The organism is Paenibacillus sp. BJ-4 (genome assembly GCF_020404765.1).
Taxonomy (GTDB): domain Bacteria; phylum Bacillota; class Bacilli; order Paenibacillales; family Paenibacillaceae; genus Paenibacillus.
Genome location: NZ_JAIVEM010000190.1, coordinates 19,099 through 46,096, shown reverse-complemented (window position 1 = coordinate 46,096; position 26,998 = coordinate 19,099). Strand labels below are relative to the sequence as shown.

General features: G+C 48.1%; 22 protein-coding genes and 1 riboswitch. Of the genes, 15 read left to right on the top strand and 7 right to left on the bottom strand.

Features of this window, described 5'->3' with window-relative positions:
* Window positions 1-12 precede the first annotated feature (12 nt).
* From ilvD to LCF57_RS27200, 3 genes are all read right to left on the bottom strand, one after another.
* Entirely contained in the window at window positions 13-1,701 is a 1,689-nt protein-coding gene (gene ilvD / locus LCF57_RS27210) for a dihydroxy-acid dehydratase (protein WP_226003456.1), read from the bottom strand.
* Window positions 1,702-1,926: 225 nt separating this feature from the next.
* Window positions 1,927-2,175: a KGG domain-containing protein gene (locus tag LCF57_RS27205; protein ID WP_025717949.1), complete on the bottom strand. Its 249-nt coding sequence runs from the start codon at window positions 2,173-2,175 to the stop codon at window positions 1,927-1,929.
* 174 nt (window positions 2,176-2,349) lie between these two features.
* Window positions 2,350-3,384, bottom strand: a complete 1,035-nt coding sequence (locus LCF57_RS27200; RefSeq protein ID WP_226003455.1) for an acyltransferase family protein — start codon at window positions 3,382-3,384, stop codon at window positions 2,350-2,352.
* A 315-nt stretch (window positions 3,385-3,699) separates the two neighbouring features.
* Here LCF57_RS27200 and LCF57_RS27195 point away from each other — a divergent pair, with 315 nt between their 5' ends.
* The 4 genes from LCF57_RS27195 (at window position 3,700) to mgrA (ending at window position 7,150) form a co-directional block, all read left to right on the top strand.
* Window positions 3,700-4,506 carry an alpha/beta hydrolase gene (locus LCF57_RS27195; RefSeq protein WP_226003497.1) on the top strand — a complete coding sequence of 269 codons (807 nt, stop codon included), beginning with the start codon at window positions 3,700-3,702 and terminating at the stop codon, window positions 4,504-4,506.
* Window positions 4,507-4,520: 14 nt separating this feature from the next.
* A complete protein-coding gene (locus LCF57_RS27190; protein ID WP_226003454.1) occupies window positions 4,521-5,300 on the top strand; it encodes an HAD family hydrolase in 780 nt (259 codons plus the stop codon).
* Window positions 5,288-6,031, top strand: a complete 744-nt coding sequence (locus LCF57_RS27185) for an NAD-dependent protein deacylase (RefSeq protein ID WP_226003453.1) — start codon at window positions 5,288-5,290, stop codon at window positions 6,029-6,031. Before LCF57_RS27190 ends, LCF57_RS27185 begins: the two co-directional genes overlap by 13 nt.
* Window positions 6,032-6,130: 99 nt before the next feature.
* Window positions 6,131-7,150, top strand: a complete 1,020-nt coding sequence (mgrA, locus tag LCF57_RS27180) for an L-glyceraldehyde 3-phosphate reductase (protein ID WP_226003452.1) — start codon at window positions 6,131-6,133, stop codon at window positions 7,148-7,150.
* 204 nt (window positions 7,151-7,354) lie between these two features.
* Here mgrA and LCF57_RS27175 read toward each other — a convergent pair whose 3' ends face one another.
* Window positions 7,355-8,221: an AraC family transcriptional regulator gene (locus LCF57_RS27175; RefSeq protein WP_226003451.1), complete on the bottom strand. Its 867-nt coding sequence runs from the start codon at window positions 8,219-8,221 to the stop codon at window positions 7,355-7,357.
* A 218-nt stretch (window positions 8,222-8,439) separates the two neighbouring features.
* Between LCF57_RS27175 and LCF57_RS27170 the strand changes: the two genes are divergently transcribed.
* The 10 genes from LCF57_RS27170 to ptsP all read left to right on the top strand — a co-directional run bounded on the left by LCF57_RS27170 (window position 8,440) and on the right by ptsP (window position 21,356).
* Window positions 8,440-9,618: a galactokinase gene (locus LCF57_RS27170; RefSeq protein WP_226003450.1), complete on the top strand. Its 1,179-nt coding sequence runs from the start codon at window positions 8,440-8,442 to the stop codon at window positions 9,616-9,618.
* A gap of 1 nt (window position 9,619) precedes the next feature.
* Window positions 9,620-10,609, top strand: a complete 990-nt coding sequence (galE, locus tag LCF57_RS27165) for a UDP-glucose 4-epimerase GalE (RefSeq protein ID WP_226003449.1) — start codon at window positions 9,620-9,622, stop codon at window positions 10,607-10,609.
* A gap of 17 nt (window positions 10,610-10,626) precedes the next feature.
* Complete coding sequence (locus tag LCF57_RS27160; protein ID WP_226003448.1) at window positions 10,627-12,270, top strand: UDP-glucose--hexose-1-phosphate uridylyltransferase; 1,644 nt, start codon at window positions 10,627-10,629, stop codon at window positions 12,268-12,270.
* 185 nt (window positions 12,271-12,455) lie between these two features.
* Window positions 12,456-13,619: an iron-containing alcohol dehydrogenase gene (locus LCF57_RS27155; RefSeq protein WP_226003447.1), complete on the top strand. Its 1,164-nt coding sequence runs from the start codon at window positions 12,456-12,458 to the stop codon at window positions 13,617-13,619.
* Between the two features lie 173 nt (window positions 13,620-13,792).
* The gene (locus LCF57_RS27150; protein WP_226003446.1) at window positions 13,793-14,311 is read left to right on the top strand and encodes an NfeD family protein; all 519 of its coding nucleotides are present in this window, start codon (window positions 13,793-13,795) and stop codon (window positions 14,309-14,311) included.
* A gap of 48 nt (window positions 14,312-14,359) precedes the next feature.
* Window positions 14,360-15,895: a flotillin family protein gene (locus tag LCF57_RS27145; RefSeq protein WP_226003496.1), complete on the top strand. Its 1,536-nt coding sequence runs from the start codon at window positions 14,360-14,362 to the stop codon at window positions 15,893-15,895.
* A 195-nt stretch (window positions 15,896-16,090) separates the two neighbouring features.
* Window positions 16,091-16,942, top strand: a complete 852-nt coding sequence (gene glcT, locus LCF57_RS27140; RefSeq protein ID WP_226003445.1) for a glucose PTS transporter transcription antiterminator GlcT — start codon at window positions 16,091-16,093, stop codon at window positions 16,940-16,942.
* Window positions 16,943-17,205: 263 nt separating this feature from the next.
* Entirely contained in the window at window positions 17,206-19,251 is a 2,046-nt protein-coding gene (gene ptsG / locus LCF57_RS27135; RefSeq protein WP_226003444.1) for a glucose-specific PTS transporter subunit IIBC, read from the top strand.
* Between the two features lie 124 nt (window positions 19,252-19,375).
* Entirely contained in the window at window positions 19,376-19,651 is a 276-nt protein-coding gene (locus LCF57_RS27130) for an HPr family phosphocarrier protein (RefSeq protein ID WP_013372579.1), read from the top strand.
* A complete protein-coding gene (ptsP, locus tag LCF57_RS27125) occupies window positions 19,644-21,356 on the top strand; it encodes a phosphoenolpyruvate--protein phosphotransferase (protein ID WP_226003443.1) in 1,713 nt (570 codons plus the stop codon). The genes LCF57_RS27130 and ptsP overlap by 8 nt, the downstream gene beginning before the upstream one ends.
* Before the next feature lie 131 nt (window positions 21,357-21,487).
* Here the strand turns inward: ptsP and gcvPB are convergent, their stop codons facing one another.
* The 3 genes from gcvPB to gcvT form a co-directional block, all read right to left on the bottom strand.
* Window positions 21,488-22,984 (bottom strand): aminomethyl-transferring glycine dehydrogenase subunit GcvPB, encoded by a 1,497-nt coding sequence (gcvPB, locus tag LCF57_RS27120; RefSeq protein ID WP_318840820.1) that lies wholly within the window; start codon window positions 22,982-22,984, stop codon window positions 21,488-21,490.
* Window positions 22,981-24,336, bottom strand: a complete 1,356-nt coding sequence (gene gcvPA / locus LCF57_RS27115) for an aminomethyl-transferring glycine dehydrogenase subunit GcvPA (RefSeq protein ID WP_226003442.1) — start codon at window positions 24,334-24,336, stop codon at window positions 22,981-22,983. Before gcvPA ends, gcvPB begins: the two co-directional genes overlap by 4 nt.
* A 126-nt stretch (window positions 24,337-24,462) precedes the next feature.
* Window positions 24,463-25,563, bottom strand: a complete 1,101-nt coding sequence (gene gcvT, locus LCF57_RS27110; RefSeq protein ID WP_226003441.1) for a glycine cleavage system aminomethyltransferase GcvT — start codon at window positions 25,561-25,563, stop codon at window positions 24,463-24,465.
* Between the two features lie 175 nt (window positions 25,564-25,738).
* Window positions 25,739-25,927: riboswitch (glycine riboswitch) on the bottom strand.
* Between the two features lie 301 nt (window positions 25,928-26,228).
* Here gcvT and gcvH point away from each other — a divergent pair.
* Window positions 26,229-26,627, top strand: coding sequence for a glycine cleavage system protein GcvH (gene gcvH, locus LCF57_RS27105; protein ID WP_226003440.1), 399 nt, complete (start codon window positions 26,229-26,231; stop codon window positions 26,625-26,627).
* Window positions 26,628-26,998: the final 371 nt, after the last annotated feature.

Sequence of the window (26,998 nt, the reverse complement as noted above, 5' to 3'; positions counted from 1 at the left end):
CTTAGACAAACATTAGATTTTCATAATTCCGCCGTTACTTGCGTTCGTTACCAGCTTGGAATAACGTGCCAGATAGCCAGTCTTCACCTTTGGCTCGAAGCCCTTCCAGTTGGCGCGGCGACGTTCAAATTCTTCATCCGTAATTTGAAGCTCAATCTTACGATTGTTCAGATCCAGCTCAATGATATCGTCGTCCTCAACAAAAGCGATAGGGCCGCCCTCTGCGGCTTCAGGGGAAATGTGGCCGATGGAAATACCACGGGATGCACCTGAGAAGCGTCCGTCTGTAATCAGACCAACCTTGGCACCGAGCCCCATACCCACGATTTGTGAAGTTGGAGCAAGCATTTCAGGCATACCCGGTCCGCCCTTAGGACCTTCATAACGGATAACAACAACATGTCCTTCCTTGATTTTACCGTTGGCGATGCCAGCCAGTGCATCTTCCTGTGAATCAAAGCAGATGGCAGGACCTTTGTGATAACCGCCAACAGAAGGATCAACAGCACCGACCTTAATAATGGAGCCCTGTGGTGCCAGATTACCGAATAATACAGCCAGACCGCCGCGTTCGGAATAAGGGTTGTCCAGCTTGTGGATAACATTCGTGTCCAAAATTTCCTGACCCTCTACGTTTTCGCGAATGGTTTTTCCGGTTACAGTAATACAGTCACCATGCAGTGCGCCTGGTTTCTTCAACAGTTCATTCAGCACTGCGCTTACGCCGCCTGCATTATGAACATCCTCAATGTGATAGTCGGAAGCAGGTGCCAATTTGGACAAATGAGGTACGCGGTTTGCGACTTCATTAATACGTTCAATAGGGTAATCCACTTCAGCTTCATGAGCCAATGCCAACGTATGCAATACCGTATTGGTGGAACCGCCCATTGCCATATCCAATGCGAACGCATTATCAATGGCCTCTTTAGTCACGATATCACGTGGTTTCAGATCCAGCTTGATCAATTCCATCAATTGGCGTGCAGATTGTTTGACGAATTCTTTACGCTCTTCTGCTACCGCGAGGATGGTACCGTTACCTGGCATAGCCAGACCCATCGCTTCAGCGAGACAGTTCATGGAATTCGCTGTGAACATTCCTGAGCAGGAGCCACATGTCGGACAGCCGTATTGTTCCAATTCAAGCAAGCTTTGGTCATCAATTTTACCCGCCTGGAATGCACCTACGCCCTCGAAGACGGAGGTCAGGGAAATAGAGCGACCATTTTTGTCTTTACCAGCTTTCATAGGACCGCCACTGACGAAAATAGTAGGGATGTTGACGCGCAATGCACCCATCATCATGCCGGGGGTAATTTTATCGCAGTTAGGAATACAAACCATGCCGTCAAACCAGTGGGCGGAAACGACCGTTTCCAGAGAGTCGGCGATAATTTCACGGCTTGGCAGAGAATAACGCATACCAATATGCCCCATGGCAATACCGTCATCTACACCGATGGTGTTAAATTCGAAAGGTACTCCGCCCGCCTCACGAATAGCCTGCTTGACAATTTTGCCAAATTCCTGCAAATGAACGTGACCCGGTACAATGTCAATATACGAGTTGCATACCGCAATAAACGGCTTGTCAAAATCTTCTTCCTTAACGCCCGCTGCGCGCAGCAAGCTGCGGTGAGGAGCGCGGTCAAAGCCTTTTTTAATCATATCGGAACGCATTTTCGTCTTAGCTGTCATGATGCTGGTTTCCCCCCAAAGTTTAAAATGATATGGCGTTCAATAGACGCCGTTAATAGCGCAGATGTTTTCTAAAGAGTCTATCATAGATGTGAGCTTTTTTCTACATATATAAGATTTCGAAAAATGATAAAAAATGACGGCAAAAAAGCCCACACCGCAATAAAGCGGGTGGACTCAAGCTCATTTCTATGATTAAGGGAGGGTACAATGGGACACTACAACTTAGTTTTTGCCGCCTTTGCGACCAATGTCTCTGTAGAAATTCTTGTCATGCGACTCAGCTGTAGCATCGCCGCCCTTTTTGCCGATTTCTTGATAAAATTCTTTGTCATGAGAGTTTGCGGTTGCTTCCCCGCCTTTTCTACCAATCTCCTGATAAAAATCCTTGTCGTGCTTCTTCGAAGTCGCCTCTCCACCCATGCGACCTGCTTCTTCACGGCTCATTTTCCCTTGATTTTGATTACGTGCCATCACAAATCACTCCTTTTTAAAAAGTTGTTTTTTGTTGCGCGCATCCTTTACTTACCACATTGAGCCTCTATGAAACAGGCTTTATGCGGAGTAAAAAAGGTCATGAGTCCCTTGCCTTTTCGTCTGTAAGCGAGTTGTCGCGTGTTTATGCCTGATATAAAGGAAGCTAAAAAATTATGCAGATCGTCTAAAAGGATAAAGGGCTGGTTTGAGCATCCAATCCACTTGTGGCTCAATCAGAGGGCGCGTTGCAGTCCGAACCCAGGGCATGGTCAACAAACAGCACAGACCTGCTGCGCACACTACGATTAAAATGATCTCTACCGGAGTATCTATATATTCGTAGACTCCCTTCGCAACAACGGTACGGACGATCAGGCCATGAAGCAAAAAGACATATAATGTCCGCCGGCCCATCTCGGTGATACGTCCTGTGATTGATGGAACAAAGCCTAGAAATGCCATAGAGGCTATGAATTGAACTCCATAAATACCGATACGGTAAATCCCTGCGTACCATTCGGTGTGTCCCAGCTCACCATAAGTCATGCTCCCATACAGCCAGCCTGCCGGGATGCCGAAATACGACGTTCCCGCCATTACCATGAGCAGAACGGATACAGCACCAGTGATTATTCGGACTGGAGCTGTAAAGAAGCGCCGAACGTCTGCATAGTTCAAATGATATCCTGCTATAAAGTAAGGTAAATAAACAAAGGTTCTGCATACGCTTAGCCATATACCCTCCATAGGGAGATATCCGACAAGGATACCCAGTAGTACGGATATGCCCAATTGCAAGACAGGCGGCATTCCCTGCAAAGCGAGCATTAACAGTCTCCAACAGATATGGCTGGCGAGGAACCAGAGCAGCAGGTAAGGTGCGAAAAAAGAATGATGGATACGGGGAACGTGAAAGAGTGCAGCGTCCAATACAGAATAGAGCGATTGGAAAATAAGATATTGCATACCAATCTGTAGAAGAACTTTACGTCCTGCCGATCCGGTTAGGGAGGACTTTGCAAAATAGCCTGTAACAAGCACAAACAACGGCATATGGAACATAAATATCCAGCTGAAAAATTGCTGTGCAATATCAAATGAACTGGCCAGTGGTTCCAATGCATTCCCTGCAAATACACATATGATCAACATAAATCGCAAATTGAGAAAGAAGCTTTCACCCTGTACATCATGGCTTGTCGTCATGTGTTTCCCTCCGAACGGCATTCAGCCGTGTAAACTATTTAAAAAATAATTCTTTACAAGGAACAAGGTACGATACTCTGGACCTTACCATTGTGATTTAATTCACAATGGTAAGCGCTATCATGTCCTTATTGTGTGGCGAAAGCTTGAACAGCGGATAAAGATAGGCTAATACTTGGAAATGTTTGCTGATTTGACCCTGTATGTACAACGATGTTACCCTAACAAGGCTATAGTTACGCTGTTGAATACAGCTGCACTTTTTATATTCAAATGACGAAACATGAGGCAGGCAAGGTGAAAGGAACATTTAAAATGAGAAGAAGAACAAGAAGCTCATACAGTTCATATGGGACACGCGGTCCTCGGAAAATATGGAAGATCCTCCTGGGCATCCTGATTGTCATTGTGCTGATCGCAGGTTGGGGAGCATGGAAGGTGTTTACACCTTATCAGCCTGATGAGACGGCGGTAGCTGCATTAGCAGAAGCAGCTGATGCTGTGAAGGTAAATGAACAAGAGCACTGGATTGGATTTGAGCCCGCCAAAAGAAGTGGCGCCGGAGTCATTTTGTACCCGGGAGCGCTGGTGAAGCCCGAAAGTTACGCACCTTTGGCACGGCGTCTGGCGGAAAAGGGCCATCATGTGATCATTGCAAAAATGCCGTTGAATCTGCCACTGGCTTCCCCAGATTTGGCGGGTGAAGTGCTCAAGGCTTATCCGAAAGAAGCATTTGTCATTGGAGGCCATTCGTTGGGTGGTGTGATGGCAGCCCGCTATGCTGCCGCACATGCCGACCAGATCAAGGGTGTATTTTTCCTCGCTTCCTACCCGGATAGCAAAGGGAATTTAAAGGATAAGAATTTGCTCGTTATTTCTCTTCTGGGAAGTGATGACGGAGTGATCAATATGGATCAGGTTCAGAGTGGCAGAGCCTATTTACCAGCCAATACATTATATTTTACAGTGGAGGGGGGCAATCATGCCCAGTTCGGCAGCTACGGAGCTCAAAAAGGGGATAACGCAGCTACAATTAGTGCCGTGGAGCAATGGAATCAGACAGTATCGGCTTTACAGGACTGGATGAAAGAGAGTGTGGATGGGGCTCCTAAAAACCAGTAAAGGAGGCATACTGCATGTCTGAGCTGATCGTGCAGGGAAAACGGTATCCGTGCCGTGGCATTTTATTGGATAAGGATGGTACGTTGCTGGATTTTATTCAGTTGTGGGGTCCTTGGGCTCGTTCTATACTGGATATGATGGAGCAGCACCTTGCCTTGGCAGGTACCAGTTTTACAGTGGAAAAGGGTAGGGTTCTAGGTACCCTTCATGACCAGGAGGGGTGCGTGATCGGTTATGATCCTTCCGGTCCGCTGGCTATGGGAACGGTGGATGAAAGTACGGGCGTGCTCGCCTGGCAGCTGTATACTGCCGGTGTGCCATGGAATGAAGCCGTGCGGCTTGTCCGCGATTTTAATAAAACAGCGATGGCTGATATTCGAAGACACCGGGCAGCAAAAGTGTTTCCGGGGTTGCGGATGTTGCTGGAGCAAAGCCGCTGCGCCGGAATAAAGCTGGCAGTTGTGACCTCTGACAGTACAGAGGCCGCACAGGAGCATTTGGAATGGATGGGGCTAACATCCTGTTTTGACGAGGTCATTGGACACGATAGGGTTACATACGGCAAGCCTGACCCGGAAATGGCTGAAAAAGCCTGTGCTTTACTGGGACTGTCACCATCAGATGTGGTTGTCATCGGAGACAGCAACGGGGATATGCAGATGGGTAAGCGTGCCGGGGTACGGTTGGCCATTGGATTTGCGCCGGAGCCGGAACGTTCGGCTCATTTGCTGGATGCGGATATGGTTATCCGCGCGTATGAAGAACTGGAGGTGCGTAAAACATGGACAAAGTAAAAATGTTGGCTGAATGGATACAGGACGCGCAAAATATTGTTTTCTTTGGCGGAGCAGGGACATCGACGGAAAGCGGTATTCCGGATTTTCGTTCAGCGGCTGGCTTATATCAGAGTGAGGAAAAGCTGCCTTATTCCCCGGAGGTTATGCTTAGCCGTTCTTTTTTTGTAAAGCATCCTGAAGTGTTCTTCGACTTCTATCGCAGCAAAATGTTGCATCCCGATGCGGAGCCGAATGGCTGTCATCGTTTCCTTGCGTCATTAGAACACCAAGGCCGACTTAAAGCGGTTGTAACACAAAATATTGATGGATTGCATCAGGCCGCGGGCAGTGTAAATGTACTGGAACTTCACGGCTCGGTGCATCGCAATCATTGCATGAAGTGCGGGCGCTTTTACAGTCTGTATGAAATAATGAGCAGCTCTGAGATCGTACCCAAATGTCCGGTAGACGGGGGAATTATCAAACCGGATGTTGTTTTATATGAGGAGGAGCTGAATCAGGATACCCTCATCCGCTCCGTCCAGGCCATTTCGCAGGCCGATCTGCTGTTAATTGGAGGAACGTCGTTGACCGTGCATCCTGCGGCAGGTCTGATTACTTATTTCCACGGTAAACATACGGTTCTGCTCAATACCGACCCCACCTCGTATGATCACAAGGCGGATCTCCTTATCACTGAGCCGATTGGAAAGGTTATGGGACAACTCGCTGAACAATTAGGGTTGTAATCGTTTTCTTGTCAACGGTCGGATAAAAGCGCTATAGTATGGTTGTACCGGACATGACCGTACTGGACATAAGAATGTTTCGAGAGAGGCAGGGATAGCATGGTTTATTTGGCTGACGACAATCGTTATGAAATCATGAAATATAACCGCACAGGGAGATCAGGTCTTAAACTGCCCGCCATTTCGTTGGGCTTGTGGCATAATTTTGGCGGGATTAACAATGCGGAGAATGGTCGCAGTATGATTACCCGATCCTTTGATTTGGGAATTACGCATTTTGACCTGGCCAATAACTACGGCCCTCCTGCGGGATCAGCAGAGGAATTTTTCGGACAAGTGTTAGCTAGTGATCTGAAACCCTATCGTGATGAGATGGTCATTTCGACCAAAGCAGGCTACTATATGTGGCCGGGACCTTATGGGGATTGGGGCTCACGCAAGTATCTGATTTCCAGTCTGGATCAGAGCCTGAAGCGGATGGGGCTGGACTATGTCGACATCTTTTACTCTCACCGCTTTGATCCTGATACACCGTTGGAAGAAACGATGCAGGCGCTGGATCATATCGTACGTTCCGGCAAAGCGCTGTACGTGGGTGTGTCTAATTACAGCGCGGAGCAAACGGCAGAAGCGGCCCGTATATTGAAAAAGCTGGGAACACCGCTTTTGATTCATCAGCCCAAATATTCTCTGCTCGATCGCTGGATTGAAAACGGATTACAGGATGTGCTGGACGAAAACGGGATAGGCAGCATTGCCTTTTGCCCACTGGCTCAGGGATTGCTAACCAATAAATATTTGAACGGAATTCCCGAGGATTCACGTGCGGCGAGTACGTCTGTCTTCTTGAATGAGAACCATGTGACGCCTGAAACACTTCGCAAGGTACGTGCGCTCAACCAAATGGCAGCTGCACGCGGACAAAGTTTGGCTCAGTTCTCGTTGGCCTGGGCTCTGCGTGGTGGACGCCTGACCTCCGTCCTGATTGGGGCCAGCCGTGCCAGCCAAATTGAAGAAAATGTCGCCGCCTTGTCCAATCTGGACTTTTCACAGGAGGAACTGGATCGGATTGATTCCATTCTGCATACCGGGAACACTCAGGATGGCGGCACAGCCTAAAGGCAAAAGGTATTCTGGAGTCAACGACCTAATTTCACATTCTCTTATACGATATATACTTAACAGCCCGCAACCGCTTGGAGGATGCGGGCTGTTTATTATGGTAGGGAGTTAGGGAAACCACTGCCTGTCCTGTCTTCTCTGTAAAAGAAGCTCAATCGTCCGTCAGAAGCAGCAGGTCAATGCAACCTGCTAAAGCCTACTTTACGACTGTGGATATTGCTTAACCTTGTTTCGATACTCGGTTGGTGACTGACCGCAGAAGCGCTTGAATTGACGTGAAAAATATAAAGCATCGGTTAATCCAACCGAGGCGGCTACCTGCTCCACGGACAGCTCGGGACGCTCACGCAGCAGCTGACGTGATTTGTCGATTCGCAGCTTGAGCAAATAGGTAACGGGGGAGACGCCCGTCTCCTTCTTGAATATCCGTGACAAGTACGCACGATTATACCCAAGTCCCTCAGACATTTGTTCAATGGAAACGGGGTGTGCATACTGGGTGGACATGTACTGAACCATCTGCTTGACTGTACGTCGAATTTGCGAATCCGCCCCTGACGGATCAGACCAGTCACTTAGATGATTACCTGCTTCTCCCATGATCAGATACAAATAGCCCAGTGCTGAAAGATGAGAGCTGGATTTTCTGCTGTAGAAGGCCAATTGCATTTGCTCCAGATAACCGGGAATGGGATTGTGATCGGAGGCATGGAAGACAGGCTGATGAACGCGCAGTCCTGCTTCCTGCACCACCTGCTCGGTGAGGTATCCGGTAAAGGCAGACCAACGATAACGCCATGGTTCCTCTTCATCCGAGGTATAGCTCACAAGCTGACCAGGATGGATGAGAAAAAAATCGTTTTTTTCAAGCTGGTATGTGTGCTGTTCCGTTCGGAAAATACCTTTCCCCGATTCTACGAAATGAAGCAGATAGTAATCGTAGAGCTTCGGCCCTACGGCATGACCGGATTTGGTTTGGCTCTCCCCGGCAAAGAGTACATGCAGCGGGCTATTTTCATAAAACACCGGATTGGAGGCGACAGCATAACTATATGAATGCGCTTGCAAAATAGGGTCATCCTTCCTGCATTTGTGAATAGTTTAGCGAATGCGGTATACTTACATTGTACATGTCCAAGTCACATTTATCCATATCTTCAACACATGGATGCATTACATTGTGTGGCGCTTTCATTTATACTGAATTCATAAGAGATGTCAACCTGATTAAGATTGTACAGGGAAGTCAGGGTACCTTTACTAACGTGAATGAGGTGGATGCGGATATGAACGCTGCTGAATTAAAGAAACATTTTATTGAAAAATATGGTGAAAGCAGTCATGAACTGCGGATATTTCACGCACCCGGGCGGGTCAATCTGATTGGAGAGCATATCGATTATAACGGTGGCTACGTACTCCCGGCTGCGCTGGAATTCGGAACGACACTGATCCTTCGTGCGCGTAATGATGATGAAATTCATTTTGCTTCGACAAATCTTTCATATGAAGTATCTATTCCACGCGGAGAAATAGGTAAGAGTAAAACCGATGAGTGGGTGGACTATCCGGTCGGTGTGCTGGTGGAGCTGGCTGAAAAGGAAGTTTATCCGTCTAGTGGATACGACCTGCTCTATCATGGAGAAATACCGAACGGTGCTGGATTATCCTCCTCTGCCTCCATTGAGGTGGTAACGGGATACGCGTTCCTCACGATCGAAAAACAGGAGACAAATACGGTCGAAATCGCTTTGTTGTCGCAGCGGGCAGAAAACAATTACGTTGGTGTCAACTGCGGTATTATGGACCAGTTCGCTGTCGCGAACGGAGCGGCTGATCATGCCATTCTGCTGATGTGCGATACGCTGGAGTACCGTAAGGTGCCATTCCGTACGGGGGCCTATAAGCTCGTGATCGGCAACACGAACAAGCGCCGCGGGCTGGTGGACTCAGCCTATAACGAGCGCCGCAGCCAATGTGCCGAAGCGCTGTCCATTTTGCAGCAGCAGGAGCCAGCACTGGAATACCTCGCTCAGCTGGATGAGGCCCGTTTTGGCGAGCTGCAGCATCACATAGCGGATGAAACGGTGCGTCGCCGGGCACAGCATGTGGTAGCGGAAAATGCTCGTGTGCTGGCCTCTGTCGATGCGCTTGCGGCCAATGATCTCGCAGCTTTTGGGCAGTTGATGAACGCTTCGCATGATTCATTGCGCGATTTGTATGAGGTCAGCTGTACGGAGCTGGATGTCATGGTCGAGGAAGCACGACGAATTTCCGGCACGCTGGGTGCGCGTATGACGGGAGCTGGCTTTGGAGGTTGTACGGTTTCACTGGTTCATGAAGATGATGTAGAACGTTTTGTGAAGGAAGTTGGCGAAGCTTATCAGACCCGGACAGGGCTGGAAGCCAGTTTTTATGTATGTAAAGCGGGAGACGGAGTTAAAGAACTGAAGGAGGACGAATAACATGGCAATTTTGGTCACAGGTGGAGCGGGATATATTGGTTCACATACAGTAGCAGAGCTGTTGGATCGAGGGGAAGAAGTAGTTGTGCTGGACAATTTGCAGACCGGACACAAGGCAGCGCTGCTTGGAGGCAAGTTGTATGAAGGGGATTTGAGAGATAAAGAGCTGCTGTCCAAATTGTTCTCCGAAAATAGTATTGACGCGGTTATCCATTTTGCAGCCAACTCGCTGGTTGGGGAAAGCATGCAAAATCCTGGTAAATATTATGACAACAACGTGTTTGGCACGTTGAGCTTGCTGGAGGCTATGAAGGATGCCGGCGTGCGTCGAATCGTGTTTTCATCTACTGCGGCTACCTATGGCGAACCGGAAAAGGTGCCGATTGAAGAAGGCGATCGTACAGAGCCAACAAACGTGTATGGTGAAACGAAGCTCATGATGGAGCGCATGATGTCGTGGTTTGATAAAGTATTGGGCATTAAATATGTGTCCTTGCGGTATTTTAATGCGGCTGGCGCACATGAGAGCGGCAAGATTGGTGAAGACCATCGCCCGGAAAGCCATCTAATCCCATTGGTACTGCAAACAGCCCTGAAACAGCGTTCACACATTGCCGTGTTTGGTGAGGATTATGCGACACCGGACGGAACGTGTGTCCGTGATTACATTCACGTAAGCGATCTGGCAGATGCTCATGTCCGTGCAGTGAACTACTTGCGCGAAGGCAATGAGAGCAATGTGTTCAATCTGGGCAATGGACAGGGCTTCTCAGTGAAGGAAGTTATTGGGACGGCACGCAAGGTGACTGGGCTTGACATTCCGGTTGTTACGGAACCACGCCGTGCAGGTGATCCTGCGGTATTGGTTGCATCTTCTGACAAGGCTCGTTCCGTGCTTGGCTGGAGTCCGACACGGACCAGGCTGGAGGACATTATTAGCGGAGCATGGAGCTGGCATCAGTCGCATCCTCAGGGCTACGGCGACGAATAGACAGGAGACGATGACATATGAGTGAAAGTCAATTCGCAGCTAAGAGCCAAGATGAGGAACATAACCGGCACCTGGCTGATGACATCGATGAAACGGCGCAGCAAGCCGCTTTATATGCGGTGGAACAATTGGTTGCATTCGCACAAAATCGGGGCTTGATCAGTCAGCAAGATATAGATTACAGCCGTAATTTGCTGCTGGAGCAATTCGGTTTCTCGGAGCCTTATTCCGGTGGGGAGGCAGGGGGCATTACTGCCCCTGAAGTTCTCCAGCCTGTGCTCAATGTATTGATTGATTATGGCGTTGCCACTGGACTTATCCCTGAAAACACAGATACGTATCGTGATTTGCTGGACTCCAAAATTATGGGCTTGCTGATGGCGAGACCTTCTGAGGTCGTTCGTGACTTTCATCAAACGGAGGCTGAACGTGGCATAGAGGCGGCGACAGATGCTTTTTATCAACTATCTATCGACTCGAACTACATTCGAATGGACCGAGTTTCCAATAATGTGTATTGGAATCAACCGACAGCTTACGGGGATATGGAAATTACGATTAACTTGTCCAAGCCGGAAAAAAGTCCAAAAGAAATTGCGATGGCGAAGCTGCTTCCACCGCCTGTGTATCCCAAATGTCAGTTATGCCGTGAAAACGTAGGATATGCAGGAAGGGTAAATCATCCGTCACGTCAAAATTTGCGCATCATTCCGTTGGAATTAAATGGGGAGCCGTGGTTTTTTCAATATTCTCCTTATGTGTATTACAACGAGCATTGCATCGTGTTCCATCATGATCATGTGCCGATGAAGCTGACGAAGGACACGCTACGGCGGTTGCTGGCCTTTACGAAAGCGTTTCCGCACTATTTTATCGGCTCCAATGCGGATCTGCCGATTGTCGGTGGATCGATCCTGACCCATGATCATTTTCAAGGCGGGCGCCATACATTCCCGATTGAAAAAGCAGGTGTGGACGGGGATTACCATAATAAAGCCTTTCCGCAGGTTACGGCAGGCATCGTGAATTGGCCCATGTCGGTGATCCGCCTTACGTCAACGGATGCCGGGGCGCTGTTGGAGGCAGGAAATGCTGCTTTTGAAGCCTGGAAAGCTTACAACGATCCTGCGGCCGACGTCTTCTCTCATACAGAGCAGGCTGGGGAAACGATTCCACATAACACAGTAACGCCGATCGTGCGCCGGGATTCCGAAGGAAGGTTCCAGATGGATCTGGTGCTGCGCAACAACCGAACAAGTGATGAATACCCGGAAGGTATTTTTCATCCTCACCGCGAGATGCATCACATCAAAAAGGAAAATATCGGTCTGATCGAAGTTATGGGACTTGCCATATTACCGGGGCGGCTTAAGGCAGAACTGGATGGAATTGCAGATATTTTGTGCGGGAACGATGAGCTGGCTGCTGCCATGCAGGAGGAAGAACATCCGCTGTTCAAGCATGCAGACTGGATCTATCAGCTAAAAACCCGATTTGGTCGCTTGACTGACAAGGAGACGGCTGTCCGTACCGTGCAAAATGAAGTTGGACTGAAATTTAGCGAAATTCTGGAGCATGCAGGAGTATATAAACGGAATCCGTCCGGTCAGCAGGCCTTTGGTCGTTTTATGCAACAATTGGGATATACTCTGGGAGAATAAAATCAATTGCACGACGCATAATACATTACGAGAACCCTCCCAAGATATGTCATGGAACCATGCTCCTTTTCAGGAGTGTGGTTTTTTTCTGCAAATAGAGCAGATTTGTTTCCTGTAACTGAAAAGGTTATAATAGAGTAGTTTCTTAACCTTAAACTTTAAAATATTGGAGGCGAGCGTTTGCGATGAAAGCATTTGAATTTTATAATCCGACACAATTGATCTTCGGTAAGGGGCAATTGGAAGCTCTCAAGCGTGAAGTTCCTAAATATGGTAATCGCGTATTGCTTGTATACGGCGGCGGCAGCATTAAGCGCAGCGGTCTGTATGATAATGTAATAAGTTTGCTCGGTGAAATCGGTGCAGAGGTAACAGAACTGGCTGGTGTAGAACCAAATCCTCGCTTGTCTACCGTACATAAAGGCGTGGAATTGTGTAAAACACATCAAATCGACCTCGTATTGGCTGTGGGCGGCGGTAGTGTGCTGGATTGCTCCAAAGCCATCGCTGTTGGCGCGAAATACGATGGTGATATGTGGGATTTTGCGGAGCGTAAAGCGGCTCCAAAGGCGGCATTGCCATTAGGTACAGTTCTGACGATGGCAGCAACCGGTTCCGAAATGAACGCAGGTTCTGTCATTACGAACGAAAAAACACAAGAAAAATTGGGATGGGGCAGCGTATATGCGTTCCCAGCGTTTTCCATTCTCGATCCGGTGAACACTTATTCTCTGCCGCGTGATCAAACTGTTTACGGAATTGTAGATATGATGTCACATACACTGGAGCATTATTTCCATTTGGAATCCAATACTCCGGTTCAACTGGGCTGGTGTGAAACGATTTTGCGTACGGTCATGGATGCTGCTCCGGGTCTGGTTAACGATCTGGAAAACTACGAGTTGCGTGAAACAATTATGTATTGTGGAACAATGGCGCTGAACGGCTTTTTGAACATGGGACTGACAGGTGACTGGGCTACTCATAATATTGAGCATGCTGTGTCTGCTGTGTATGATATTCCACATGGCGGAGGACTGGCTATTCTGTTCCCGAACTGGATGAAACATAATCTGCATGTGAAGCCTGAACGCTTCAAGCAACTGGCTGTGAATGTATTCCATGTGAACCCGGAAGGCAAGAGTGATGAAGAAGTAGCGTTGGAAGGCATTCAGGCGCTGCGTAATTTCTGGAACTCGATTGGTGCACCAAGCCGTCTGGCAGATTACGATATCGATGCTTCCAAAATCGATATTATGGCGGATAAAGCTGTGAAATTTGGAGCTTTCGGCGGCTTTAACAAGCTCAACCGCGAAGATGTAGTGGAAATTTACAACGCTTCTCTGTAAATCGGTTTCGGACTACTTTAAGCACGTTTGTACGTCATTTGACGTAGGAACGTGCTTTTTTGGGTTTCATGTGAGGCATTTCAGGAAAATTTTGAAACTTTTTAAGGTTGAATACGTAAACATAGTTATAGACTGGAAACCAGACTGAAAAGGCATATGGAAGGAGGAGTCGCATGGAAACCCTATTTTGGTGGTTATTGGCAGGGGGCGCTATCTTTACGGTAGTCAGCGTGCTGATCGGAGATGTACTCGGTAGTTGGCTGGACGGGGCGTTGGAGCTGCCGAGCCTTGATTGGTTCAGACCTGTTGTTTTACTTGGAGCCATGACTGCCTTTGGCGGGGCAGGTGTGCTATTGACGAAATATACAGGGCTAAGCACGGGCTGGGTCGTTGTGCTTGCTTTTTGTGTTGCATTTGTCATTGGAATACTTGTGTTTTTTGCGTTTATCAAGCCAATGGCGAACTCGGAGGTATCCAGCGGCTTCTCTATGCGTGAGCTGACTGGCAGGATCGGTGAGGTCACCATTCCGGTGCCGGAGGTTGGTTACGGGGAGGTTATGATCCGCTTGGGTGCAGGCAACACCATACATACAGCATCCAGCTTTGATCACAAACCGCTGGCTGCGGGGACCCGTATCGTCGTGGTTGAGGTCGCAGAGGGCGTCGTTCGCGTAGCATACCTGGACACATAGACGGCGCATTCGCTTAACTTGAAGGGAGCGTGAACGGGAGTGTCAAATTTGCAGGATATTGTGCTGGTCCCTGGGATTGTTGTTATCGTTATTGTCATATTAGGGATTGCTTTTTGGGCCCGCTACAAAACGGTTGGACCGGATGAAGGAATGATCGTAACGGGTTCTTTTCTGGGAAATAAAAATATTTCCGAGGATGAATCCGGTCGCAAAATTAAAATTGTACGCGGTGGAGGGGCATTTATTTGGCCTATTTTTCAGCAATCCGAATTTATTTCTCTCTTGTCCCACAAACTTGACGTAACGACACCGGAAGTATATACGGAGCAAGGGGTTCCAGTGATTGCTGACGGTGTAGCCATTATTAAGGTCGGCAGTTCCATTGAGGATATAGCGACAGCAGCCGAACAATTTATTGGGAAGCCCTTGGAGGCTCTCAAGGGAGAGGCCCAGGAAGTGCTGGAAGGGCATTTGCGTGCCATTCTCGGCTCAATGACGGTGGAGGAAGTGTACCGTAATCGGGATCGGTTCGCCCAGGAAGTACAGGGCGTAGCTGCTCGCGATCTAAAAAAGATGGGTCTGCAAATTGTATCATTCACCATCAAGGATGTGCGTGACAAACATGGATATCTGGATGCACTCGGTAAGCCGAGAATTGCCGCCGTGAAACGGGATGCGGAGATTGCGGAAGCAGAGGCTGTGCGGGATGCCCGGATTCAGAAGGCGCGTGCAGAACAGGAAGGCCAGAAGGCCGAGCTGCTGCGCGATACCAATATTGCCGAGGCAGCCAAGGAGAAGGAACTAAAAGTGGCTGCGTTTAAGAAAGAGCAGGATACAGCCAAGGCCGACGCTGATCAGGCTTATCATATTCAGGAGGCTCGTGCCAAGCAGACTGCTGTTGAGGAGCAGATGAAGGTTGAGCTGGTCCGCAAGGAGCGAGAAATTGATCTTCAAACCAAGGAAATTCAGGTTCGTGAAAAGCAATACGATGCGGAAGTGAAAAAGAAAGCGGAAGCCGATCGGTATGCCGTAGAGCAAGCAGCGGAAGCGGATAAATCGCGGAAAATGCGTGAGGCGGAATCGCTGCAATACTCGATTGAGACACAGGCTAAAGCATCAGCTGAGCAAAAACGCTTGAACGGGCAGGCTGAAGCGGACGCGGAACGTGCGAAGGGTACGGCGGACGCAGACGTCATCCGTTTGCGTGGTTTGGCAGAAGCGGAGGCAAAGGAAAAACTGGCGGAGGCGTTCCAAAAGTTTGGAGAGGCAGCCGTACTGGATATTATCGTCAAAATGCTGCCTGATCTGGCTGGACGAATTGCCGAGCCGATTGCGTCCATTGATAAACTGACGGTAGTTGATACAGGCAAAGGAGAAGGCGCGGCACGTGTCAGCAATTATGTCACAGAATTGATGGCTACGGCTCCCGAGATGCTGAAGAGTGTATCCGGTATCGATGTGGAGCAGTTAATTAAAGGGCTGACCACTGGGAAAAATGGCCTTCATTCCGCACCGTCCTCCGATGAAACGGATAAGCTACACATTCATGCCCCGGTTGAGGTAGCGTATTCAGATAAAGAATAGAATATAAGTCTTTAGGTGAGCAGATGATCCTGAACAGAAAGGCCGCTTTTCATCACAGTTTTTCCCGGCAATTGTGATGAAAAGCGTTTTCTTTTTATTGACCTTTAGCAGAATATTTGGTACTTTAACGTGGATTCCTCTGAGCAGCATGCTATAATTCTTAGGATCAAGGTTCTGATAAAAAGAGGTGCGGATGTGAGCAGCCTACAAGTGGCGAAAGCGCTGAATAACAATGTGATTATAGGAATGCATCCCGAACATGATGAGGTTGTCGTGATTGGAAAAGGAATCGGTTTCAATCGCAAAGCCGGCGATCTTATACCGTTGGATTCAGTTGAAAAATTATTTATTTTAAAAAGCCATGAAGAGCAGGAGCAATACAAACGATTGCTTCCTGAGCTGGATGAAAAGCTCATTGAGGTCATCGGTGAGGTGCTTCATCTGGTTCAGCTTCAAGCGAAGAAGCCTTTGAATGAGCACATATTAATTGCTTTAACCGACCATATCGCTTTTTCCATCAACCGTCAGAAACAGGGGATTACGATTCATAATCCGTTTCTGTACGAAACCAGGGAAATATATCCCCAGGAATACAAGATGGCTGAACAGGCCGTTTCTTTAATCAGGGATAAGATGGCCGTGGATTTGGGAGAAGATGAAATCGGATTTGTGGCCTTGCATATTTATAGTGCCATGACGAACCAGCATATTTCTGAGGTTCGGAAGGATTCTCGTCTGATCGCTGATATGGTTCAGGTAGTCGAGAATACCCTCGACTATCGTATTCCTCTCCAATCTCTTGATTATTCCCGCCTGCTGACACATCTGAGATTTGCCATTGAACGTGTGCGGCGTGGTGAGATTGTGCAGGAGATTTACCGCTTAGACAAGCTTTTGAATGAGGAGTATCCGGAAATGTATATGCTGGCCTGGAAGCTCACGAAAATTATGGAGAAAAGGCTCCGTAAACCTGTGTATCCAGCTGAGGTTAGCTATTTGACGATGCATTTGCAGCGGTTGTCCCAGCGCAAAGAGCAGGGAGAGTAACCAATGTAAAACCGGGAAATAAAAAAGTATTGCCTCACTTTTAGCAGGATGCTATAATCAATCTGTAATGAGCAAGACAACAATTGAACATTTAACGTGTTACTGATTCGATCAGGCATGAGTTGTTTTAAGTTATGATTGTTTACAGCCTACTAGGGTAAGCTATATCCCAAGGTTGTGTTCAAACATACTTAAATCGGCTTATGCCTTTTTTGTTGTTTTGCCTCTGCATTCTAAATTTTTTAGAGAAGGAAGTGGAACGTATGTTTAAAAAGCTTTTCGGCGTTTTACAGCGTGTCGGCAAAGCTTTAATGCTTCCTGTAGCTATTTTGCCAGCTGCGGGACTTTTATTGGGAATTGGTAACATGCTGGTCAATCCTGATTTTCTCCAGTATATTCCTGCATTGAATGCGGGCTGGGTACAATCAGTTGCGACGATCATGATGAATGCCGGACAAATCGTTTTTGATAATTTGGCATTGTTGTTTGCAGTCGGCGTAGCCGTCGGTCTGGCAGGTGGTGAAGGTGTAGCAGGTTTGGCTGCGATCATCGGTTACCTCGTAATGAATATTACGCTGGGAACAGCCGTTGGTGTTACACCTGGCCTAATTGCCCAAAAAGTCCCGGGGTATGCAACTGTATTGGGGATTCCAACGCTTCAAACAGGGGTTTTTGGCGGGATTATCATTGGTATCCTGGCCGCGTCTATGTACAACCGCTTTTTCAAAATTGAGTTGCCTTCGTATTTGGGCTTTTTCGCAGGTAAGCGCTTCGTTCCGATAGCAACAGCAGTATCCTCGCTGATTGTCGGACTTGCACTGGTTCTGATCTGGCCTCCAGTTCAACAAGGACTTAACGCAGTATCTCACTTTATGGTGTATTCCAATCCGACCTTCTCAGCGTTCCTGTTCGGGGTTATCGAACGCGCACTTATTCCATTCGGTTTGCATCATATCTGGTACTCACCGTTTTGGTTTGAGTTTGGCGAATATGTTAACAAAGCAGGTCAAACCATTCATGGTGACCAGCAGATCTTCTTTAACCAGCTTCGCGACGGAGTGACTCTGACAGCAAGTACGTTCCAAGTGGGTAAATTCCCATTCATGATGTTCGGTCTGCCAGCTGCCGCGCTTGCGATGTATCATGAAGCAAGACCGGAACACAAAAAATATGTAGCAGGTATTATGGGTTCCGCAGCATTGACTTCGTTTTTGACAGGGATTACGGAGCCGCTGGAATTTTCCTTCCTGTTCGTTGCTCCACTGTTGTTCGCAGTTCACTGTGTATTTGCAGGTCTGTCATTTATGACCATGCAAATTTTGAATGTCAAAATCGGTATGACGTTCTCGGGTGGATTTATTGACTTCCTGATTTTCGGGATTATCCCAACCCGTACTCCATGGTGGTATGTCATCATCGTCGGTCTGATTTTAGCGGTTATTTACTACTTTGGATTCCGATTCATCATACGAAAGTTCAACCTGAAAACACCAGGACGTGAAGAAGCTACAGACAATGTGGATAGCGCTGCGACCGGCAGTAGTGATGAGCTTCCACACAACATTTTGGCCGCTTTTGGTGGTTCATCGAATATCAAGCATCTGGATGCTTGTATTACACGTCTTCGGATTGAGGTTAATGAGAAATCGAACGTTGACAAAGCTCGTTTGAAACAGCTTGGTGCTTCGGGTGTTCTTGAAGTCGGCAATAACGTACAGGCGATTTTCGGTACACGTTCCGATACGATTAAAACTCAAATGGCTGATATCATGGCGGGACGCACGCCTGCACCTACTCCGGCACAACCAGCTCCACAAGAGGAAAAGGAAGCTGGACAAGAGCAACAAACGATTATTGTGGAAGATATCGTGATGCCAGTTAATGGTGAATTGGTTGATATTTCGACAGTTCCCGATCCGGTATTTGCAGAGCGTATGACAGGAGACGGCTTCGCAGTCGTGCCAAATGATGGAACGATTGTATCCCCTGTTTATGGTAAAGTCTTTAATGTATTCCCAAGCAAGCACGCAGTGGGTATTCAATCCGATGGCGGCAAAGAAGTGCTTGTTCATATCGGAGTGAATACAGTCAAGCTTAAAGGACAAGGATTTGACGTTTTGGTGAACGAAGGCGATCTTGTGTCAGCAGGTCAGCCAATCATGAAAATTGACCTGGAATACGTGAAGGCAAACGCTAAATCCATCATTTCACCTGTCATTTTCACCAACCTTCCAGAAGGTTCTTCGGTAACTTTAAACAAAACAGGAGTATTGAAGGCTGGCGAAGATGGTATAATTACGATAAAATAAACTCTATGTGTTTCGGTTTAATGATTAGGCGGCTTAGGCCGTCTGATCATTGCCCGGTTTCACTGCACGTATTATACTGCGTGTAAACAAATACTATTTTTAGAAAAGTGGGAGGAACAATTTTATGCAAACAACTTTTAGAATTACAGATGAAGACGGTATCCATGCACGTCCTGCAACTGCGCTGGTAAATACAGCTAACAAATTCAGCGGTGCTGAATCTTTTGCCGAAGCTAATGGTAAAAAAGTAACTTTGAAATCCATTCTGGGTGTATTGTCTCTGGGTTTGGAGCAAGGTGATACCATCAATATTATCTGTGAAGGCGCTGAAGCTGCTGAAGCTTTGAAAGCTCTTGAAAATGTAATCGTTAACGAAGGGCTGGGCGAAGTTCATGCTTAAGATCTCCGGGATTGCCGCTTCGGCAGGCATCGCCATTGCCCGGGCGTTTATCTTGGAGCATCCGAATTACGCTGTAGAGAGACGCGCGGTTGGTGACGTTGAAGCTGAAATTGCAAGATTGGATGCGGCTTTAGCAGAATCTCAAACCGAATTGGAAATGATTAAGGAGAAAACATTAAAGGAGTTGGGCGAGAAAAAAGCAGAAATTTTTGCTTCTCACCTGTTGATCCTGAATGATCCTGAATTGATCGATCCAGTAAAAGCTAAAATCAGAGACGAGCAGCTTAATGCTGACTATGCTCTGGATGAAGTGGCTACACAGTTTATTTCCATGTTTGAAAACATGAAAAGTGCATATTTGCAAGAACGCGCGTCTGACATGCGTGATGTAACCAAACGGGTGCTCAATCATCTGCTTGGTGTTCATTTTGTCAGCCCTGCAGAAATTGCCGAAGAAACGATCGTGCTTGCAGAAGATTTGACACCTTCCGACACAGCTCAGCTGAATCGTGAATTTGTTAAAGGCTTTGCAACAAATATCGGTGGACGTACTTCGCATTCGGCTATCATGGCTCGCTCACTTGAAATTCCTGCGGTTGTAGGAACCAAAAATATATTGTCCCAAGCTAAAAGCGGCGATTTGATTATCGTTGATGGTCTGGATGGACATGTATTCGTGAATCCTTCTGAAGAGATCGTTGCTGAATACCGTGCTAAACAAGTGGCATACGACAAGCAGCGCGAAGAGTGGCGAAAGCTGCGCGGCGAAGCTACGGTTTCTGTCGATGGTGTCCATGTCGAACTGGCAGCCAATATCGGTACGCCTAACGACGTAGCTGGTGTTCTAGATAATGGTGGAGAAGGCGTCGGCTTGTATCGTACAGAATTCTTGTATATGGGACGCGACAAGCTCCCATCCGAAGAAGTACAGTACACAGCATACAAAACCGTTCTGGAAAAAATGGAAGGTAAGCCGGTTGTAGTCCGTACGTTGGACATCGGTGGCGACAAAGAACTTCCTTATCTGGATCTGCCGAAAGAAATGAATCCGTTCCTCGGATTCCGTGCGATTCGTCTGTGTCTGGATCGTCAAGATATTTTCCGTACTCAATTGCGTGCTTTGCTGCGGGCAAGTGTACACGGTAACCTGCGCATCATGTTCCCGATGATTGCTACACTGAACGAATTCCGTGAAGCAAAAGCAGTTTTGCTGGAGGAAAAAGAAAAGTTGGTAGCCGAGGGTGTAGCCGTAGCTGAAGAAATTCAGCTGGGCATCATGGTAGAAATCCCTTCTACAGCGGTATTGGCTGATCAATTTGCTAAAGAAGTTGATTTCTTCAGTATCGGTACGAACGATCTAATCCAATACACAATGGCTGCAGACCGTATGAACGAACGCGTATCTTACTTGTATCAACCATACAATCCATCCATTCTGCGTCTGGTGAAAATGGTTATTGATGCAGCTCACCGTGAAGGACGTTGGGTTGGTATGTGTGGCGAAATGGCAGGGGATGCAACAGCAATTCCGTTGCTGCTGGGTCTGGGACTCGATGAGTTCAGTATGAGCGCAACTTCCATTCTGCCAGCACGCAGTCAAATCTCCAAATTGTCTCGTGCAGACATGGAAAAATTGGCTGCAAAAGCTTTGGACATGCAAACAGCCGAACAGGTAGTTGAATTGGTTCAAAGCATTGAAGGCTAAGGGTATCACATTTTTAAGGGTAATATCTTTTTCCAACAAAAAATTGCTGTGTACATACAGCAGCCGGTATCTAAACAGATACCGGCTTTTTTGTATGCTTCTTTTTTATATACTTTAGATAAAATTTGTTTTTAGCTGCACGAGCAGTTCAGTACAGGCTTGCGGGCAGCGGTGGTTTCATCCAAGCGTGTGACTGGTGTGGTATAGGGTGCATTAAGCACCAGCTCGGGGTTCTCCTCCGCTTCTCGCGAAATATGAATCAAGGTGTCGATAAAACCATCAAGCGTCTCTTTGCTTTCCGTTTCTGTCGGCTCAACCATGATACATTCCTCTACATTTAATGGAAAATAAATCGTAGGCGGATGATAGCCGAAATCGAGCAAACGTTTGGCAACATCAAGTGTGCGCACTCCAAATTTTTTTAAATTCCGTCCAGACATCACGAATTCGTGTTTGCAATGTCCCGGGTAGGGAAGCTCGAAATATGGAGCCAGCCGGTGCATCATATAATTAGCATTCAGTACGGCGCACTCAGAGACCCGCTTCAAGCCGTCAGGACCGTAGCTGCGGATGTAGGCATAGGCACGGACGAGAATGCCGAAGTTGCCGTAAAAGGCTTTGACCCGTCCGATGGAATCTCCCTGCTCCCGGTCCCAGTGGTACGTACCCTGAGCATCACGTACAACCAGCGGCTTGGGCAAATAGGGAATGAGCCGCTGCTTTACACCGACCGGCCCTGCGCCGGGTCCGCCTCCGCCATGCGGGGTACTCATCGTTTTGTGCAAATTGAGATGCACAACATCGAAGCCCATATCCCCGGGGCGGGTAATGCCCATGATGGCGTTGGAATTCGCGCCGTCATAGTAGAGCAGTCCCCCCGCTTCATGCACAATCGCGGCAATGTCAGCGATTTGCTTCTCGAACAGGCCAAGCGTGTTCGGGTTGGTCAGCATGAGCGCAGCGGTGTCGTTGCCTACAGCTTGACGCAGCGCGTCCAGATCCACCAGCCCCTGCGGGGTGGAGGGAAGAGTGATCGTCTCGAAGCCCGCGACGGTTGCACTGGCGGGGTTCGTTCCGTGCGAGGAATCCGGCACGAGCACCTTGGTACGTCGCTCACCACGGGCTTCATGGTATGAGCGGATCATCATCAGCCCGGTCCATTCGCCATGGGCGCCGGCGGCGGGCTGAAGGGTGACGGCATCCATACCGGTTAACGCGGCCAGATCGTTTTGGAGCGTATGCAGCAGTTCCATGGCACCCTGGATGCTATCCTCAGGCTGATAGGGATGAATTTTAGCGAAGCCTGCATAACGGGCGACATCCTCGTTTACCTTCGGGTTATATTTCATCGTACAGGAGCCGAGCGGATAAAATCCGTTGTCCACCCCAAAATTGCGCCGGGACAAGGCGGTGTAATGGCGAATCACGTCTACTTCGTATACCTCCGGTAATGCCGCAGGCTCGCTGCGCAGCGCATAATACGGCAAAAGCTCTGCCACCGGACGACGGGGAACGTCGCATTCGGAAAGGGAATAGGCGATACGACCCGGACGGCTCAATTCAAAAATGAGCGCTTGATCGTGTTCCTTCAACAGCTCTTGCTTCTGATCTTGTCCGGTGTGTGTCATAGCAATCCCCCCAAGGTGTGTACAAATTGATCGATCTCTTCTTTGGTTCTTTGCTCCGTCACGGCAATCAGCATGTGACCGGCAAGTTCCTCGTAGTCCCGGCCCAACTCATAGCCGCCGATAAATCCCGCAGCGAGCAGTCCGGCCTGGAGCTTGTTCATATCCGTACCATCAGGCAGCTTGAGTGCAAACTCGTTAAAGGTGGGCGCATTAAAGGAGGCAGTCACACCCTTCAAGCTCAGCAATTGCTCTAATGCATAGCGGCTTTTATGCAAATTCAGCTCGGCTACTTCTTGCATGCCCTGTCTACCCATGACGGACAAATACACAGATGCAGATAAAGCAAGCAACGCTTGATTGGAGCAAATGTTAGACGTGGCCTTTTCACGCCGGATATGCTGTTCCCGTGCCTGCAAGGTCAGCACGAAGCCGCGTTTACCATTGCGGTCTGTGGTTTGGCCTACAATACGTCCGGGGATGCGGCGCATATGTGCCTGAGAAACGGCAAAATAACCGCAGGTCGGACCGCCGAGGGAGGAAGAGATGCCAAGTGGCTGTGCGTCTCCTACGACAATATCCGCTCCCTGCTTGCCGGGCGTCTCCAGCAAGCCCAGTGCCAGCGGATTGGCGCTGACAACCATAAGCCCTTGGTGTGCGTGGATCAGGTCAGCCATGAGCTTCACATTTTCCACGGCTCCGAAGAAGTTGGGGCTTTGGACCAAAACAGCTGCCGTCTGTTCCGATACGGCCTCCGCCAATGCCTGTGTATCCGTTACACCGTCCGAATAGCCAATCTCCACGATGTCCAAGCCCAGCCCACTTGCATAGGCAGCTAATACCTGACGTGCCTCCGGGTGGACGGTCCGTGATACGATAAGCTGTTTGCGGTGGGTAGCAGAGGCGGCCAGTGAACCCGCCTCCGCCAGCGCAGTCGCTCCATCGTACATGCTGGCATTGGCTACAGCCATGCCTGTTAATTCGCAGATATACGATTGAAATTCGAAGATGGCTTGCAGCTCGCCTTGGCTTATCTCTGGCTGATAAGGAGTGTACGCGGTGTAAAATTCCGAGCGCGAAGTGATGTGCTGAATGACGGACGGGATATGATGATCATAAATCCCTGCACCAAGAAAGCTGGCATGAGTGTCTGTATTGACATTACGCCCGGCCAGCTCGGACATATGGCGGGTTAAGCCTCTTTCGTCCAGTCGAGAGGACATGGGCAGCTCGCCCTGATATCGGATATCCTCTGGAATATCACTGAATAAATCGTCAATGGACGATACGCCGACCACGCGCAGCATTTCGGCTTGATCCTGTTCGGTCATGGGCAGATAGCGATGCTGCTTCATAGGTTCTGGCTCCTTTCGAAAAAGCAAAATTTAAAATCATAAATTGGCTAATAAATAATCGTGAACTGGAAAATCCAGAAGTTCATATCTGACATGTTCGCTATATAAAAATGAAGAGTGCTTAAATCAACGTGAACGTTTATAAAAAGGTGCTGCTACCACCTCGGCGCGCAGGCGTTTGCCACGGATTTCGACCTCCAGTGGTGTGGATAGAGCACTAAACCGGCTGTCGACCAGAGCCAGACCCAGATTACGCTTTAAGGTTGGCGACTGGGTTCCCGTTGTAACCTCGCCGATTTGCTGTCCTTCCGCGAATACCGGGTAATGGGCGCGCGGGATACCACGATCCAGCAACTCCAGTCCGATCAGCTTGCGAGGAATGCCTTGCTCTTTCTGGCGTTGCAGCGCTTCTCTGCCGATAAAATCTCCCTTGCCCAGCTTGACGAAAAAGCCCAAGCCAGCTTCAAGCGGTGAAATCGTTGCAGATAGCTCCTGTCCGTACAGCGGCAGCCGTGCCTCAAAGCGCAGCGTATCCCGGGCACCAAGCCCAGCGGGTACCAGACCATGCGACTCACCCGAACGAAGCAAACCTTCCCATACAGCCGAGGCTTCCGCAGCAGGTATATACATTTCAAAACCATCTTCACCCGTATATCCGGTGCGGGAGACAAGTGCTTTTACTCCGAACAGCTGCACGTTCTCACGGAATCGGAAAGAGGCCAGATTTGTTATGTCCGTATCTGTCACGGCTGTCATAATACGCGCTGCTTCCGGACCCTGCAATGCCAGCAATGCGATGGCATCAGACACATTTTCCAGATGAACGGATGCAGGCACGTGGCGAATGAGCCAATCCCAATCCTTGTCGATGTTGGAGGCATTCACAACGAGCATGTAACGCTCCGGCCCTTTACAGTAAACAAGCAGATCGTCTACCACACCCCCGTCGGGATAACAGAGGAGCGAGTATTGAGCCTGGCCCGGTTCCAACTGGCTGACATCGTTCGTCGTTACCTGTTGCAAAAAAGCTTGGGCTTCTTTGCCTTCAACCAAAAACTCGCCCATATGCGATACATCGAATAACCCCGCATGTTGCCGGACGGCCTCATGCTCCTTTTGAATACCGCTAAACTGTACGGGGAGCTCCCAGCCTCCAAAGTCAATACAACGGACCCCGGGCAGCGTTCCATAAGACGAATACAGTGGTGTTTTGCGCAAGTTAGTCATTTTTCCACTCCTATCCGGTGTGATCGGCTAAACAAAAAAGACAGGCCGAAAAAAACGTATAGACGGTGGTCCATACTCTTTTTTCAGCTCTGTCCTTGATACCTGAAAGTTACCCCGGTGTATACCAGGTTTCCTCTTGGGTGATCCGCTTCATAGCGAATGCTCTCCAGAGATGCGTCCGGCAGAGGTCCTTTTGCCTGAGAGATTCACCTGCGTATAGGTTTACTCCTTCGGCGCTACCATTGGAAACCATTGTTGTTACCAGGTCATGCAGATAACAACTTGATCCGATTCGCGCGTGTACATCTGCCTCACAAGTGGCAACAGCTATGCGAATTTTGGTAGTCTCTCCCTCCGCGTTCATCCGCGTTTGCAGTTGTCGGGAAGTTTCCAAAAGCATTTGTTATAACCCATTAATACGCAAATTCATTCAAAATGTCAATAAAAATGTCATGAAAATCAATTCTAAAAACATTTTATGCATAAATAAGGATATGTAAGCGTTTGTTATACCTTATCATATTTTCATATAGAACGCTACCTGAAGTGATGTGAAGTATTTTTGTTAGTATTATTGACATGAGCGTTCTTGTTATCATAATCTTAACCTGTCTAGATAAATGAGCAGAAGCGATCTAATTCATTTGGAAGTGAGGCGGAACAGGATGAGTGAAGTGAAACAGCAGCTTTGGTATACGGAGGAACATGAGTGGGTTGAACGCACAGAAGCTGGAACAGTACGGATTGGTATTACAGATTTTGCACAGCATCAACTGGGTGATATTGTTTTTGTCGAATTACCTGCGGAGGGAGCAACGATTGCTCAGGGAGCAGAGGTTGGTACAATTGAATCGGTAAAGACGGTATCCGATCTTTTTGCTCCAGTGACGGGAACTGTTTTGAGAGTAAATGAAGCGCTGGAAAGTACGCCAGAGCTGGTAAACGAATCTCCTTATGAAAAAGGCTGGATGATCGATGTGGAATTCAGTAGTGATGTGGAGGAAGCTTTGGGCAAGCTACTGACTGCCGATGAGTACAAGAAATTGACTGCCGATGAGTCATAAATAGTGCAATGTAGTATGGAATTATAGCGTCGTTTGTCCGCTCGTTTTTGTATAAAATAGTCGCGATGATTTGACATTGCGGCTATTTTTTTGTCTTTTTAAGCAAGCGTAATTACGTGTTTTTCCCCTTTTTAGAGGATTGTCCCCGTATCAGAATTGTACAGTTGAGAGCATGTTATTCCGACTAATTTCTATAGTACAGGCCATATTAAGAAGAATTATGCTGGTATATTATCTTCACGGTTATTTTAAATTTAAATGTTGTCATCAACGTTCATGACGAAAGTACGTTTTCATTTCGTTGATGAAGATAGCGCTGTCATTTAGTATGAATTTTGAGCAAAGGTAGTGATGCTAGTTACTCATAAGGA